The sequence below is a fragment of the Methylocystis sp. Sn-Cys genome (assembly GCF_016745395.1).
In the GTDB taxonomy this organism is placed as follows: Bacteria; Pseudomonadota; Alphaproteobacteria; order Rhizobiales; family Beijerinckiaceae; genus Methylocystis; species Methylocystis iwaonis.
On the sequence record NZ_JAERVJ010000001.1, the window covers coordinates 648,472 to 661,958 of the forward strand.

Consider the following 13,487-nt stretch of genomic DNA (forward strand, 5'->3'; position numbering starts at 1 on the left):
TCCCGATCACTTCGCTGACGCGAAGCGTCGGGAATGACATCCCGCCCGATCGTGGACGGGCCTCACGCCAGCGCGTCGCGCAGCAGCAGCGCAATGTGCCGCGCCTTTCGGCCGCTGCCGTGCTCGATCTGATGGCGGCAGGAGAAGCCGTTGGCGATCAGCGGCGTGTCTTCCGCGGAGGCGCGCACCGCCGGCAGCAGGGATTGCTCGGCCATCGCCATCGAGGCCTCGTAATGCTCGGCCTCCAGGCCAAAGCTGCCCGCCATTCCGCAGCAGCTCGAATCGATCACCTCAAAGGAAAAGCCCGGTATCCAGCTCAGGACCTTGCGCGTCGCCTTCATCACGCCGAAGGCCTTCTGGTGGCAATGGCCGTGCAGCAGCGCCTTGGGCAAATTCAGCGGTTTCAGCTCCAGGCGCAGGCCGTTGTTTTGATGCTCGCGCGCCAGAAACTCCTCGAAGAGGAAAAGCTGCTTGCCCAGGTCGCCGACCTCGGGGCCGAGCCCGAGGCTGTAAAGCTCGTCGCGTAACGACAGAAGGCAGGACGGCTCCAGCCCGATGATCGGCGTCTTGGCCGCGATGGCGTCGCGGAAGGCGGCGAGAACGCGGCTAGCTTCACCCTTCGCCTTATCCGCCATGCCGGTCGTGAGATAGGTGCGCCCGCAACAGAGCGGCCGGTTCGGCTCGGCGTCAGTTGGCGCGGGCTTGGCGAAGCGCACGCTGTAGCCGGCGCGTTCCAGGACGGCGACGGCGGCCTCGGCGATCTCGGGGTCGAAGTGGTGGCAGAAAGTGTCGACGAAGAGAATGACGTCGCCGCGCGCACCAGCGCTTGCCTCTTTGGCGGGAGCGAAGGGTTTCGCCGCCAGCTCCGGAAGCGGGCGGCGCGCCGTAATACCGAGCCGTCTTTCCGCAAATTTGGCGAGCGCCGAGAAACGATTTCGCAGGCGAATCGCGAGGCCCAGCACAGCGCGATGCCGGCCGGTCCATTCTGGCACGCCGCCGAAGAGCCGCGTGCGTATCGGAACCCCGGTGATCGCATGACGCTGGGCGAGATATTCCGTCTTGATCAGCGTCATATCGACGGCGCTGGGACATTCCTTTTTGCAGGCCTTGCAGGAGACGCACAGATCCATCGCCTCAGCGAGGCGCGGATCGGCGAAGGCGCGCGCGTTGGCGGGGTCGTTGAGGGCGGCCTTGAAGGCCGCGACGCGCGCTTCGGTGGAATGCTTTGGGTCGCCGGTGATGCGGTAGCTCGGGCACATAACGCCCTTGCCGGCTTTCTGACAATCGCGGCTGTGCATGCACACAGCGACAGCCTTGGCGTAATTGCCGCCCGTGGCCGGAATGCCCGAATAGGCGTCGCCAATGCCGTAGGTGTCGTAAGCCGACCAATCGAGAAAGGTTTTCATGCCGGGTCCATTTCCGGCGGGGAAAAGCAAAATCGGGGCCGAAGCGGGCGACGGCGAAACCCGCAAGAGCGTTACTTTGGCTCTAGGTTCCCGGTCGGGCTTTCAGCCCGCCGGGAATGACACGCCCCTGAGCGCGTTATTCAAAGGCTCAAACGGCCTTGGTACCCGGCGTCTCGCCCTTCTGATAGGCCGTGCCGAAGACATAGTCCCACCAGATCGCGTGCACGCCGAAGCCTTTTTCGGCGTCGCGGAAATGGTGGAGCATATGCAGACGCTTCACCAATTTGCCTAAGTCGGAGGTCGGCTGGCCGTGATGCGTCCAGTAATGCACGCAGTCATAGGCCACATAGCCGGCCATGAAGCCTGCGAGCACCGGCCAGGCGAAAGTCGCGCCGAAGATCAGCCGGATGATCGTCAGCGCGATGAGCATGATCGGCGCGGACAGCAGCGGCGGCATCACGAGCCGCAGCGGGTCGCTCGGATAGATGTGATGCACGCCGTGGATCAGGAACTGGAAGCGCGGCCCGAAGCCGAAGGGGAGGGGAAACACCGTGTGGAAGAGATAGCGGTGGCCGAAATATTCGGTCAGCGTCCAGGCGACATAGCCGATGACGAGGCCGAGCAAAACGAGCCCGGCGCCCTGCAGCGAGAGGGAGTAGAAGAGCAGGCCCAGAATGATCGGCGTGTAGATGATCACGGGCGTGAGGTGATGCACGCGCGAGAAACGATCGAGAAGGTCGTTCTCGAAAATGCGCGGCGAGGCGTCCAGCGCTTCTGTGCGTGTGTCCTGCGTCATGATTTTACTCCGCCGGGGCAGCGATGTGCTGCGCCGCTTGCGTGACATTTACCGACCGCGTGCCGAGCGAATAGGTCGGATCGAAGATGAAGGTGACAAGCAGCGCGAACCAGGAACGATGGCAGCGCAGCGTGTCGTAGAACTCCGGCGCCATGGCCGTGAGCTCCGGCAGGCGGTTCCACGGTATCTCGTGAAAGTCGTGGTGCTCGTTGTGATAGCCGATATTGAGCGCGAGCTTATTGAGCGGCCCGTAGTAATCGAACGTGCCCTGATCGGGCCCGAAGGCGAAATGCTCCTGCAGCCAGCGCGCGCTCAACGGATGCAGCCCGCCCACCGAAAACCAGAAGGACAGGAAGAGATAGAGCAAAGCGTTGGGGCCGAAGGCCCAGAGCATGAAGAGATCGAAGGCGATGATGACCGCGATATTGATATAGGTCCACTTGCCCATGATCGGCACGGTGCCCTTCAGCCGCGACAGACGCGCGAGCTGGATGGCGGGAAAGGCGAAAAGCCAGGCAGCCTTGCGCCATGCGCTATTGCCGACCCACTCCACTTCCCACTGGCTCGGAATGTCGGCGTCATAGTCATAGGCCGAAAGATGCGAATGGTGCTTGATGTGATAGCAGCGGAAGCCCATCGCCGTGGGGAAGCCATTGGGCAGATCGGCAAGGATCGCCGTCCATTTATTGGCGAGCGGGTCCTCGAAGACACAATTGTGAATCGCGTCGTGGATGATGACGAAATTCGCGTGATTGGCGAAGGCGCCGACGCAAATGGCCAGCAGCAGCGACAGCCACCAATAGGAGAGGCCAAGCCAGCCCAAAACGGCCGCGATCACAAATTGGCCGACGAAGATGCCGGCCGTGATCTTGAAGGTCACCGGGTCTCTGCCGAAAAGCTCGCGCACCTGCGGATATTTTTCCAGGATGAGGCGGCGGCGCTCGACATGCGAGCGGTCGGCGCCCTGGGCGGTGACCGAAATGCCGTTCATGGATCACGTTTCCTTCAGTTGGAAGCGGAGCAATCGGGTGAATAGTACCTGGCGTCGTTAGCCCTCCAATACCTCCCCTTTACGGGGAGGTCGGCGGCCAAAGGCCGCCGGGTGGGGTTCACGCCGCAATGACTCTGATGGGGCTTAACCCCACCCGACCCCGCTTGCGCGGGGCCACCCTCCCCGTAAAGGGGAGGGATTGGTAGCTCACGCCCGACATTCCCCGACTGGACCTGAACTCAACCGATACGCTTCTCGTAAATCCGGTGAACCTTGTCGATCTTGCCGCCGAACATTTCGATCGGCTTGCGCATCGCCATATTGTCTTCGAGCACCCAGCCCGCCTCCATATGGGTGATAGAAGCCTTGGCGCCGCGGCGGCGCATTTCCTCAATCATGGAGAGCAGAATGGCGCCGCCCGTCGCGCTGTTTTGCAGCGCCTTGCGGGTGCCGAGCAGCACAATGCGCGCAGTGTTGAACTTGTGGTTGCGCATGCGCGAGATCAGCTTCGGCAGGCCGAAGGGGAACAAGCGGCCGTCGAAGTCGGAGACGATCTCGAAGAGATTGGGGAGCGCGACCAGGAAGCTCACCGGCGCGCCGTCGAGCTCGACCATGATACCGAATTCCGGCGGCATGACATACTTAAGCGCGTCGGCGGTGGAATCGAATTCCGCCTTGGTGAAGGGCACGAAGCCCCAGTTATCGCGCCAGCCGTCGTTGAAGAGCTCCTCCATCAGCGCCGTCTCGGTCGTCTTCAGATTGTCGAGATCGAGCGGGCGGAGCTTCAAACGGTCTCGCCATTCCTTGCGGTTCGAGATGAGGGGCTTTTCGTTGAGGAAAGTCTCGTCGATGGCGATGCGATAGGAGACGAGGTCCTTGGCCTTCTCATAGCCGAGCGCCGCGAGATGGCGCGAGAGATAGGGCGGATGCCAGGGCGTGAGGAACATAGGCGTCGCCTCGAAGCCCTCGATCAGCATGCCGAGTTCGCCATTGATGCTCGGCGAGAAGGGGCCGTTGATCCGCGTCGCGCCTTTCGCCTTCAGCCAATTCTCCGCGGCCTCGACTAGCGCGCGCACGATTTCCGGATCGTCGACAGCGTCGAGCGAACCGAACTGCGCCGGGCTCGCGGCGACGGGCGTGATCCCGTCCTTATAGACATGCGCGGCAATGCGGCCGACCCATTCGCCGTCGCGGCGGGCGAGGAATTTCTGTTCCTCGACCAGCTTGTAATGGGGGTTGAGCATATGGGCGAACATCGCCCAGCGCTCGATGTCGAGCGGCGGCGCGAAACCCGGCGCGCCCTTGTAGAGAAGGCGCGGCAGCTTGCAGAAAGTCGTGAACGTCGAGAGCCCAGCGACCGGTACGATCTCGATTCGCGCCATGCTGAATCCTTATGCCTTTGCGGGGGAACGCGGAAAGCGTCATGATGACGCGCCCGTGCTGTCGTATCAGGCGGCGGCGCCGGACATGGCGGCGGCGACGATGCGCTGCGCCTCCTCCGACACGGGCGGCATGTCGCGCAACGCCTGGATGACGCCGCGGATTTCCGCCTCCGTATGGTTCGCCGAAAAGAAGAAGCGCAGGCGCGGTCCGTCCTTGGGCACGCCGATGCGCACGACGGGCGGCACATAATAGCCCTTCTCGAGCAGATGCCGCGCCGCCCACATCGTTTCGAGATCGTTTTCGAAGAGGATCGGCACCACGCCGCGGCCGATCGCCGGGCCCGTGGAGAAGCCGTTTTCATGCGCGACCTGGCGGAAAAGCTCGGCGTTCTGCGCCAGCTTGCCGATGCGCCAGGTCTCTTCCTGCATCAGCCGCAGGGCGGTGCGCGCCGCCGCGAGAACGACCGGCGAGAAACCGACGCTATAAACGAAACCCGGCAGCGTGTAGCGGAACCACTCGATCACTTCCTTCCTGGCGCAAATATAGCCGCCGCAGGAGGCGAGCGATTTGGAGAGCGTGCCGATGATGAGGTCGATGCGCTGCGGATCGACGCCCTGATGCTCCGCAAGCCCGCGGCCATGGTCGCCCAGAACGCCGAGCGAATGGGCTTCGTCGACCATCAGCCAGATTTGATACTTGTCCTTGATCTCATAGAGGCGCGGCAGATCGGCGGTGTCGCCGTCCATGCTGTAGACGCCTTCGACCACGACGAGCACATTGCGATATTCCTCGCGATGGCGCGCCAGCAGATGGTCGAGATGGTCCATGTCGTTGTGTCGGAATTTGACGACATGGGCCGGGGCGCCCTCCGCGCCATAGACGATGCTGTTATGGGCAAGCTCGTCGATGAAGATCGCGTCGCGCTTGCCGTTCATCAGATAGGAAATGGTGGTGACGTTCGAGAGATAGCCGGAGACGAGCGCCAGCGCGCTCTCCATGCCGATGAATTCGGCGATCTCCGCCTCGAACTGCTTATGCGTGGTGCGTTCGCCGCCCACGAGCCGCGAGGCGAGCGCCCCGACGCCGAGCCCGTCGACCTCGCGCTTGGCCTCCTCGCGGATGCGCGGGTGATTGGCGAGGCCGAGATAGTCGTAATTCGCGAAGCTGACGAAATGCGTCCCCTGCGCTTCGAAGTCCGCCTTGAGCTTGTCGATCTGCGCGAAGAAGGGGTTGTTGAACTCGAGCAGGGCGTTGCCCGCGAAGCGGAATCTCCGCGAGGCATAGTCGGGGAGGCTTCTGTGTTTCGTCACTGAATTCGCAGTCCCTGAATGGCCGGGCGCGGCCGCGCGCGCTTGCTTTTCCCGAAGAATCAAGGCGCCCTGAGCCGTTAGGGCGCCTGGAGGCTGATCGGGTCCCTTAGCACCCTCCTCGCCCTCGCGCCAGTGCGCCTGCGCTCAGGGCAGGCGGGCAGGGAGGCGTGATTTCTTCTCCTTCATCCTGAGGAGGCCTCGAAGAGGCCGTCTCGAAGGACGAGGGAGAGGAAATCACGTTGCAGTGCGGGCTTCCTCGCCCTTCGAGACGCCGCCTGCAGCGGCTCCTCAGGGTGAGGAAGCCCTTGCCCCAATCGCTCGCGAAAGCGCGAGCGCGCCTATGGCGCTTGCGCCCGGCTTTCTCTATTGGCTTTCAACATGGAAAAGAGCCCGCATCGCCCTCATGCAGACGTCCAGTCCGCCCTCCGGCTGAGCGTCGAAAATCTCGCCGTCTCGCGCGGCGGCCGGTCCGTGCTGGCCGGTGTCAGCTTCGCTCTTTCGGGCGGCGAGGCGCTGGTGGTGACGGGCCGCAATGGCGCCGGGAAATCGACTCTGCTGCGCACGCTCGCGGGCCTTTTGCCGCGGGCGGCTGGCGAGATGCGGCTGGAAGGCGCGGGCGAAGAGGCGGAACTGCCCCAACAGGCGCATTATCTCGCCCATGCCGACGGGATGAAGGCGGCGCTCAGCCTCGACGAAAACCTCGAATTCTGGTCGGCCTATCTCTCCCCCGCGCCCGATCCGCGCGCCCGGACGATCGCAGAGGCGCTTGCCGTCGTCGGCCTCTCTTTCGCGTCGCGCGCCCCATTCGGCGCGCTCTCGGCCGGACAGAAGCGCCGCGCGGCGCTCGCAAGGCTGCTCGTGGCGTTCCGCCCGGTGTGGCTCCTCGACGAGCCGCTCACCGCGCTCGACAGAGCCTCGCGGGAAAAATTCGCCGCCGTCATGCGCGATCACTGCGCCAAGGGCGGCCTCATCGTCGCCGCGACCCATGAGCCATTGGGGCTCGAGGAAGCCGGCGAGCTGGCATTGGGAGGCGCCAAATGACCTCGCCGATCGGCGCGCTCTTCCTGCGCGAATGGCGCATCGCCCGCCGTGTCGGCGGCTCGGGCGCCATGGGGGTGGTGTTTTTCCTCACGCTCGTGACCATCGTCCCCTTCGCCGTGGGGCCGGACCCGAACCTCCTCGTCCGCATCGGCCCGGCGATCCTGTGGATCGCGGCGTTGCTCGCGAGCCTGCTCGCCTTCGACCGGCTGTTCCAGGCGGACGCCGAGGACGGCTCGCTCGATCTGCTGCATCTGGGCGAAACGCCGTTGGAGCTGGCGGTGCTGGTGAAATGCGCCGCCCATTGGGCCGCGACCGGCCTGCCGCTTATCATCGCCGCGCCCTTTCTGGGGTTGATGCTGCAGCAGGAGACGATGGCGCTGGCGGGCGTGGTGGCGACGCTCTTAGTGGGCACCCCGGCGCTGACCCTCATCGGCGCCATCGGCGCGGCGGCGACGGTGACCGTGCGGCGCGGCGGTCTGCTGATGGCGTTGCTGGTGCTGCCGCTGACGATTCCCGTGCTGATCTTCGGCGTCTCGGCCTGCGAGGCGGCGACAGGCGGGACCGTGCCCTTCTATTCCCCCTTCTCGATCCTCTGCGCCATCACGCTGGTGGCGCTGGCGCTCTGCCCCTTCGCGGCGGCGGCGGCGCTGCGGCATTTGGGGGAGTAGTCGGACCACCGCCGTCATTGCGAGGAGCGCAGCGACGAAGCAATCCAGGGCAGCCACCGCGGCGCTGGATTGCTTCGCTCCGCTCGCAATGACGGAATGCGGGGCAGGCGGGGAATCGACGGCGTAACGGCATCTGGGGGAATAAAGGGCTAGCGCCTTTCACGTATCCGCACGCGGCCGGGCTCCACGATCCAAAGTTCCCGGTCGATTGGTCTCACTCGTAGGAGCGCCGCCATTTCGGCGATCCGCGCCGTAATCGCGGCAGGCGTCAATCGGCCGGGGCTTTCGAGAATAACGACGCCGCGTGTCGCCTCCGGCGGGAAGCGGAGCACATGACCGAAGTCATGATCGAGCGTCACCAAAACGCGCTCCTCGTCGCGACAAATTTCATAAATCAAATCGTCGGAGGCGCCGTTCAGCTTCTGCTGCGTGACGGTCATGACGTCGTGACCGTCGGCCTCGAGCAAGCTCTTACCGAGCGCGCCGACATTTTCGTCGAGCTTGAATTTCATTCGGCTGCGGTGAGCGGCACGGGAACGATGTGCTCCCGAGCGACTTCAGCCCCATAAGCCAGCGCCGCTCGTACATCCTCGCGCGTGAGCTGCGGATAGAGCGCGATGATCTCCCCTTCGCTCTCCCCGCTCGCAAGAAAATCGAGGATGAGCGAGACCCATATGCGCGTCCCCCTTATGCAGGGTTTGCCCCCGCATATGTTTGGGTCGACGGAAATGCGATCCAGTGGGTCGGTCATTCTTTTAGCCTAACAGACTGCCCTGGAGGCGCCAAAGCCCCCGAGAGGCCGCTAAGACCAATTTGGCTCCCGCTTTTCCAGAAACGCCGCGATCCCCTCTTTCGCGTCCGCGGCGAGCATATTCTCCGCCATCACGGCGCTTGCGAGATCATAGGCCTCGGCGAGCGGCTTCTCGCGCTGGGCGTAAAACGCCTTCTTGCCAAAACGGATCGCCGCCGGCGACTTCGCCGCGATCAGCTCCGCCAGCGCCCGCGCGCCGGTGCGTGCGCCGTCCTGCGAGACTCGGTTGACGAGCCCGATGCGCAGCGCCGCCTCCGCGCCGATGGGGAAGCCGGTGAGCAGCATTTCCAGGGCGTGTTTCGGCGCGACATTGCGGGAGAGCGCCACGGCGGGCGTCGAGCAGAAAAGGCCAATGTCGACGCCCGGCGTGCAGAAGCGCGCGTTCGGGCCGGCGACGGCGAGGTCGCAGCTTGCGACGAGCTGGCAGCCCGCCGCCGTGGCGATTTCGTCGACGGCGGCGATCACGGGCTTCGGCAGAGCGACAATCTTTTGCATCAGCGCCGAGCAGGCGCGCATGGTCTCCTCGAAGAACCCACGCCCGCCGTCGGCGTCGCTCCGGTGAGCCGTCAGCTCCTTGAGATCGTGACCCGCGCAGAAGGCCGGGCCCTCGGCCTGCAGCACCACGACGCGAATGTCGCCGCGCTTCTCCAGACCGTCCAGCCGCTGCGACAGCGCCGCCAGCATCGCCACCGACAAAGCGTTGCGCGACGCCGGCCTGTTGAGCGTCAGCCGCGCGACATGCCCCGCTTCTTCCTGGAGGACGAATTCATTGCTGCCGGTCATGGGTCAGGGCTCTTGTGCAACGATTAGATAAAAATAGAGCGGCCGGAAACTTTCGTCTCCGGCCGCTTTCTCTCGATCAGTAAAGCCCGCCCGTGCCGCTGCCGACCTGCTGGTCGACGTCATGCGGCGTATTGAGCTGGCGGGGGCCGCCGCCTTCGCCGCTCGTGTAGGAATCCGGCGGCGCGGTGCCCGGCTTGAAGGGCCAGAGCTCGCCGCCGCTCGCGGTGCGCAGGCCGGTGCTCGGATTGACCGAGATCAGCTTGATGCCCGGCGGCACGCGGAACGGCGTATCCGGCTTGTCCTTGAGGGCGACCGTCATGAAGTCGCGGAAGATCGGCGCGGCGAAGAGCGCGGCCTGGGCGTGGCTGCCCATGGAGCGCGGGCGGTCGTAGCCGATATAGACGCCGACGGCGAGGTCCGGCGAGAAGCCCACGAACCAGAGGTCTTTCGCCTCGTTGGTCGTGCCGGTCTTGCCGGCGAGATGCTTGCCGACGGATTTGATCGACACGCCGGTGCCACGCTGGATCACGCCTTCCATGATGTTGGTGATCTGATAGGCGGTGAGCGGGTCGAGCACCTGCTCGCGCTTGTCGATCAGCTTGGGCTCGTTCTGATTGTCCCATTTCGCCGCGTCGCAGCCCAGGCACTGGCGCTCGTCGTGGCGGAAGATGGTTTTGCCCCAGCGATCCTGCACGCGGTCGATCAGCGTCGGCTTGATGCGCTTGCCGCCATTGGCCAGCATGGAATAGCCGGTGACCATCTTGAGCAGCGTCGTCTCGCCGGCGCCCAGCGACAGGGAGAGATACGGGCCCATGTCGTCGTAAACGCCGAAACGCTTGGCGTATTCGGCGATGAGCGGCATGCCGACGTCCTTGGCGAGGCGCACCGTCATCATGTTCTTCGAATGGACGATGCCGTAATTGAGCGGATGCGCGCCGGTGCCGTGGCCGCCTTCGAAGTTCTCAGGCGTCCAATAGCTGCCGTCGGCCTGCTGGATCGAGATCGGCTCGTCGAGGATGGACGAGGAGGGCGTATAGCCATTGTCGAGCGCCGTCGCATAGACGAAGGGCTTGAAAGAGGAGCCCGGCTGGCGCAGCGCCTGGCTAGCGCGATTGAACTCCGACTGATCGAAGGAGAAGCCGCCGACCATGGAGAAGACGCGGCCCGTATAGGGGTCCATCGCCACCATGGCGCCCGAGATTTCGGGGATCTGGCGCAGGCGGAAGTGGCCAGGATTGCCCACCATCGGCTCGACATAGATCACGTCGCCGACGGTGAGCGCGCCGCGCGGGCCGCGGCCGGTCCAGCGCATGCCCTCGGCCGTGAGCAGGCCCGTCTCGCGCTCGCGCGCCACGTCGCCGGAAGCCTCGCGGCCCGGCTGCAGGCCGACGCGGGCGCCTGCTTCGTTGACGTCGAGCACCACGGCGAGGCGCCAGGGCTTGATGTCGCCGAGCGCAGGAATGCCGGCGAGCGGGACGCCCCAATCGGAAGAGACGTCGATATGGTTCATGGCGCCGCGGAAGCCATGCGCCTCGTCGAAGCGCACGAGGCCGTCCGCCAGCGCCTTGCGGGACCAGGCCTGCATCTTGGGGTCGAGCGTCGTGCGCACCGACAGCCCGCCCTCATAGAGGCCCTTGTCCTTGTAGCGGTCGAGCAGCTCGCGGCGCACTTCCTCGGCGAAATAGCCGGCGACGTAAGTATTGGGCGAGAGGGCGCGCGGATTGACGCCAAGCGGCTCCGCCTTGGCCTTCTCCGCCTCCAGATGCGTCACGACGCCATCGGCCTCCATGCGGTCGATGACATAGTTGCGGCGCTCGATCGCGCGGTCGCGATGCTGGAAGGGATGGTAATTATTGGGGCCCTTGGGCAGGGCGGCGAGATAGGCGGCTTCGGCGAGCGTCAGCTCATTGACCGATTTGTTGAAGTAATTGAGCGCCGCCGCGGCGACGCCATAGTTGCCGAGGCCGAGGTAGATCTCGTTGAGATAGAGCTCGAGGATGCGCTCCTTGGAATAGGCGGCCTCGATGCGGAAGGAGATCAGCGCCTCGCGGATCTTGCGGTCGATCGAGCGCTCATTGCCGACGAGGAAGTTCTTGGCGACCTGCTGGGTGATGGTCGAGGCGCCCTGCACATGCCGGCCGCCCTGCGCCAGCACCGAGAGCGCGCGCACCACGCCTTCCGGGTCGATGCCGTTATGGGTGTAGAAATTCTTGTCTTCGGCCGAGATGAAGGCCTGCTTCACGAGCGCCGGAATGGCGGAGCTCGGCAGGAACAGGCGCCGCTCGCGCGAATATTCGGCCAGAATGGAGCCGTCATTGGCGTGGAGACGCGTCGTGACCGGCGGCTCGTAGTTTCGTAGCTGCGCCGTATCCGGCAGATCCTTGGAATAATAGTAGACCAGCGCGGAGGCCGCGACGGCGCCGATCAAAAACACGATCGTGCCGGTCGCGAAGACAAAGCCTAGAAACCTTGCGAGAAGTCGCATGAAATTCTTCCTCTCAGCGGGCGGGGAGGCCCGTGGCTTTTCGCCTGATCTTATATGGCGCCGGCGCCCGCCCTTTCGCTAGGACTGGGCCGGCCGGCAAGCGCGCAATTCGGCGTTGGTCCGCCGCGTGCGCGATTAGTTTTTCTGGATGGGGCCCACTCGAAACGGAAATCACCCGTCAATTCGCCTCGTGGCGCGGCAATGCTTTAGCACCGCCAGCGCCCGCCGATCCAGTGGCTTTTGGCCGATCGTCGCGCCGCCGTGGTGGCCAGGCGTGATGTCGCCGGTCTGTCCGGCGCGCAGCGAGCCGCGGCCCTGACGGCGCCTTTTTCAAAATGATGCGGTTTTGTGTTTTATTGTGGGCGCTCGAGCTTGACCGGCGCGCGCGCCTCGCGCGACCGCGCGGCGAAGAAGGCCTCGATCGCTTCCGCGGTCTTGCCGGCGGCGCGGTCGCGCCAGTCGACCGAGGTCAATCGCGCGAGATCCTTCTCGCTCGAAAGATAACCAAGTTCCAGGAGGACCGAGGGGATGTCGTAGGACTTCAGGACAACGAATCCGGCGGCGCGCGCGGGGTTCTTGTTCAGACTGCCGGCCTCCTTCCAATGCGAGATCAGCGTTTGCGAAAACTGGGCGCTGAAGGCGCGGGTTTCGCGCTGAGTGAGTTCGTAGAGGATGTCGCCGACCTGCTCGACGTCCTGCTTGCTCTCCAGGCCCGCCGCCTTGTCCGCCAGATTTTCCTTTTCGGCGATTTTCGCCGCCTCGGCGTCGGAGGCCTTGGTCGACACCGTATAGATGGTCGCGCCCTCGACATGGCCCTCGGCGAGCGTGTCGGCGTGGATCGACAAAAAGAGCGCGGCGTTGTTGCGATGGGCGATCTGGACCCGCTCGTTGAGCGGCAGGAAAATGTCCTCGCTGCGCGTCAGCACGGCTTTCAGCCGGCCGCCGGCCTCGATCTTGGCCGCAAGCGCGCGGGCGAATTCGAAAACGACCGCCTTTTCCTGCTCCCCGTGCTTGCCCGTCGCGCCCATGTCGACCCCGCCGTGGCCGGGGTCGATCACGACGACCGGCTTATCGGAAGCCGCCGGAGTCGCGGCGGCGGCCACCTCGGAAGGCGCAGGCTCGGCGCGCGCCAAAGCGGCGGCGCTTTCGGCGGCGGCGGCGGTGAATTGCGCTTCGGTGGTCGGCGCGAGTTCGACGATCAACCGGGCCCCGTCGCCAGCGGGTTCGCTTTCGGCCCGCACAATCTGGGCGGGCGCCGCAAGGTCGACCACCACCCGCGAGCGTCCCGGGGCGAACTGGCCATAGCGGTAGGATTTGACGAGCCGGGACTTGGCGGGCGCGCGGCCGTCCTTGGCGTCGAGATGGAAGGCGACCTCGGGCAGATCGACGATGACGCGCGCCGGATTGACGGCGAGATGCGCGCTCGCCTTTACGGCGCCGGTCAGCTCGAAAACCAGGCGGGCGTGGTCTGCGAGCGTCTCGACGCGGCCGGCGACCGCCGCAACAGGGGCGCCGGGCTCGGCGGCCAAAGCGGCGCTCGCGCCGGCGAGAAGGGCCGCCGCAGCGCCGAAAGCGCGGCGCGCCCAAGTCTTTTTTCGGCGGGAAGGCGGCTGTCGCATGGCCCGAAGCTCGCAAAATTGCGTCAATCTGGAGAACTATATAAACGATTCTTCAAGCGCGTCCCTTAAGGGACCGTTAGCATCCACAGCTTCAGCCGGAGCGCGGCGCCGTTTTCGGGCGCCCGTCGCATAAATGCCGCAGAAGCGACGCTTGCGCGTCTTGCGGGCGCCCGCTATGAAGTGAGAAGCGCTCT

General features: G+C 65.0%; 12 protein-coding genes. 2 read left to right on the forward strand and 10 right to left on the reverse strand.

The annotated features are described in order from the left end of the window. Positions 1 to 62: 62 nt before the first annotated feature. From JJT62_RS02970 to JJT62_RS02990, 5 genes are all read right to left on the reverse strand, one after another. Positions 63 to 1,406 carry a (Fe-S)-binding protein gene (locus JJT62_RS02970; protein ID WP_202071176.1) on the reverse strand — a complete coding sequence of 448 codons (1,344 nt, stop codon included), beginning with the start codon at positions 1,404 to 1,406 and terminating at the stop codon, positions 63 to 65. A gap of 148 nt (positions 1,407 to 1,554) precedes the next feature. Then, positions 1,555 to 2,202, reverse strand: a complete 648-nt coding sequence (locus JJT62_RS02975; protein ID WP_202071177.1) for a sterol desaturase family protein — start codon at positions 2,200 to 2,202, stop codon at positions 1,555 to 1,557. Positions 2,203 to 2,206: 4 nt separating this feature from the next. Beyond that, positions 2,207 to 3,193, reverse strand: a complete 987-nt coding sequence (locus tag JJT62_RS02980) for a fatty acid desaturase (RefSeq protein ID WP_202071178.1) — start codon at positions 3,191 to 3,193, stop codon at positions 2,207 to 2,209. 239 nt (positions 3,194 to 3,432) lie between these two features. Beyond that, complete coding sequence (locus tag JJT62_RS02985) at positions 3,433 to 4,575, reverse strand: hypothetical protein (protein WP_202071179.1); 1,143 nt, start codon at positions 4,573 to 4,575, stop codon at positions 3,433 to 3,435. A gap of 66 nt (positions 4,576 to 4,641) precedes the next feature. After that, a complete protein-coding gene (locus JJT62_RS02990; protein ID WP_202071180.1) occupies positions 4,642 to 5,886 on the reverse strand; it encodes an aminotransferase class I/II-fold pyridoxal phosphate-dependent enzyme in 1,245 nt (414 codons plus the stop codon). Between the two features lie 378 nt (positions 5,887 to 6,264). Between JJT62_RS02990 and ccmA the strand changes: the two genes are divergently transcribed. After that, positions 6,265 to 6,927 (forward strand): heme ABC exporter ATP-binding protein CcmA, encoded by a 663-nt coding sequence (gene ccmA / locus JJT62_RS02995; protein WP_202071181.1) that lies wholly within the window; start codon positions 6,265 to 6,267, stop codon positions 6,925 to 6,927. Further along, positions 6,924 to 7,595: a heme exporter protein CcmB gene (gene ccmB / locus JJT62_RS03000; RefSeq protein WP_202071182.1), complete on the forward strand. Its 672-nt coding sequence runs from the start codon at positions 6,924 to 6,926 to the stop codon at positions 7,593 to 7,595. The genes ccmA and ccmB overlap by 4 nt, the downstream gene beginning before the upstream one ends. Before the next feature lie 149 nt (positions 7,596 to 7,744). On the opposite strand, the gene JJT62_RS03005 is transcribed toward ccmB, so the two are convergent. The 5 genes from JJT62_RS03005 to JJT62_RS03025 form a co-directional block, all read right to left on the reverse strand. After that, positions 7,745 to 8,107 carry a DUF5615 family PIN-like protein gene (locus JJT62_RS03005; RefSeq protein ID WP_202071183.1) on the reverse strand — a complete coding sequence of 121 codons (363 nt, stop codon included), beginning with the start codon at positions 8,105 to 8,107 and terminating at the stop codon, positions 7,745 to 7,747. Further along, a complete protein-coding gene (locus tag JJT62_RS03010) occupies positions 8,104 to 8,346 on the reverse strand; it encodes a DUF433 domain-containing protein (protein ID WP_202071184.1) in 243 nt (80 codons plus the stop codon). The genes JJT62_RS03005 and JJT62_RS03010 overlap by 4 nt, the downstream gene beginning before the upstream one ends. A 51-nt stretch (positions 8,347 to 8,397) precedes the next feature. Further along, a complete protein-coding gene (locus JJT62_RS03015; protein WP_202071185.1) occupies positions 8,398 to 9,189 on the reverse strand; it encodes an enoyl-CoA hydratase in 792 nt (263 codons plus the stop codon). Positions 9,190 to 9,265: 76 nt separating this feature from the next. Next, entirely contained in the window at positions 9,266 to 11,674 is a 2,409-nt protein-coding gene (locus JJT62_RS03020; RefSeq protein WP_202071186.1) for a penicillin-binding protein 1A, read from the reverse strand. Positions 11,675 to 12,027: 353 nt separating this feature from the next. After that, on the reverse strand, positions 12,028 to 13,293 hold the full coding sequence (locus tag JJT62_RS03025) for an N-acetylmuramoyl-L-alanine amidase (RefSeq protein WP_202071187.1): 1,266 nt from the start codon (positions 13,291 to 13,293) through the stop codon (positions 12,028 to 12,030). Between the last annotated feature and the right edge of the window lie 194 nt (positions 13,294 to 13,487).

Bases quoted from the DNA above. Each gene is read 5' to 3' on its own strand.
- JJT62_RS02970 (WP_202071176.1), bottom strand. From the start codon at position 1,406: ATGAAAACCTTTCTCGATTGGTCGGCTTACGACACCTACGGCATTGGC.
- JJT62_RS02975 (WP_202071177.1), bottom strand. From the start codon at position 2,202: ATGACGCAGGACACACGCACAGAAGCGCTGGACGCCTCGCCGCGCATT.
- JJT62_RS02980 (WP_202071178.1), bottom strand. From the start codon at position 3,193: ATGAACGGCATTTCGGTCACCGCCCAGGGCGCCGACCGCTCGCATGTC.
- JJT62_RS02985 (WP_202071179.1), bottom strand. From the start codon at position 4,575: ATGGCGCGAATCGAGATCGTACCGGTCGCTGGGCTCTCGACGTTCACG.
- ccmA (WP_202071181.1), top strand. From the start codon at position 6,265: ATGGAAAAGAGCCCGCATCGCCCTCATGCAGACGTCCAGTCCGCCCTC.
- ccmB (WP_202071182.1), top strand. From the start codon at position 6,924: ATGACCTCGCCGATCGGCGCGCTCTTCCTGCGCGAATGGCGCATCGCC.
- JJT62_RS03005 (WP_202071183.1), bottom strand. From the start codon at position 8,107: ATGAAATTCAAGCTCGACGAAAATGTCGGCGCGCTCGGTAAGAGCTTG.
- JJT62_RS03010 (WP_202071184.1), bottom strand. From the start codon at position 8,346: ATGACCGACCCACTGGATCGCATTTCCGTCGACCCAAACATATGCGGG.
- JJT62_RS03015 (WP_202071185.1), bottom strand. From the start codon at position 9,189: ATGACCGGCAGCAATGAATTCGTCCTCCAGGAAGAAGCGGGGCATGTC.
- JJT62_RS03020 (WP_202071186.1), bottom strand. From the start codon at position 11,674: ATGCGACTTCTCGCAAGGTTTCTAGGCTTTGTCTTCGCGACCGGCACG.
- JJT62_RS03025 (WP_202071187.1), bottom strand. From the start codon at position 13,293: ATGCGACAGCCGCCTTCCCGCCGAAAAAAGACTTGGGCGCGCCGCGCT.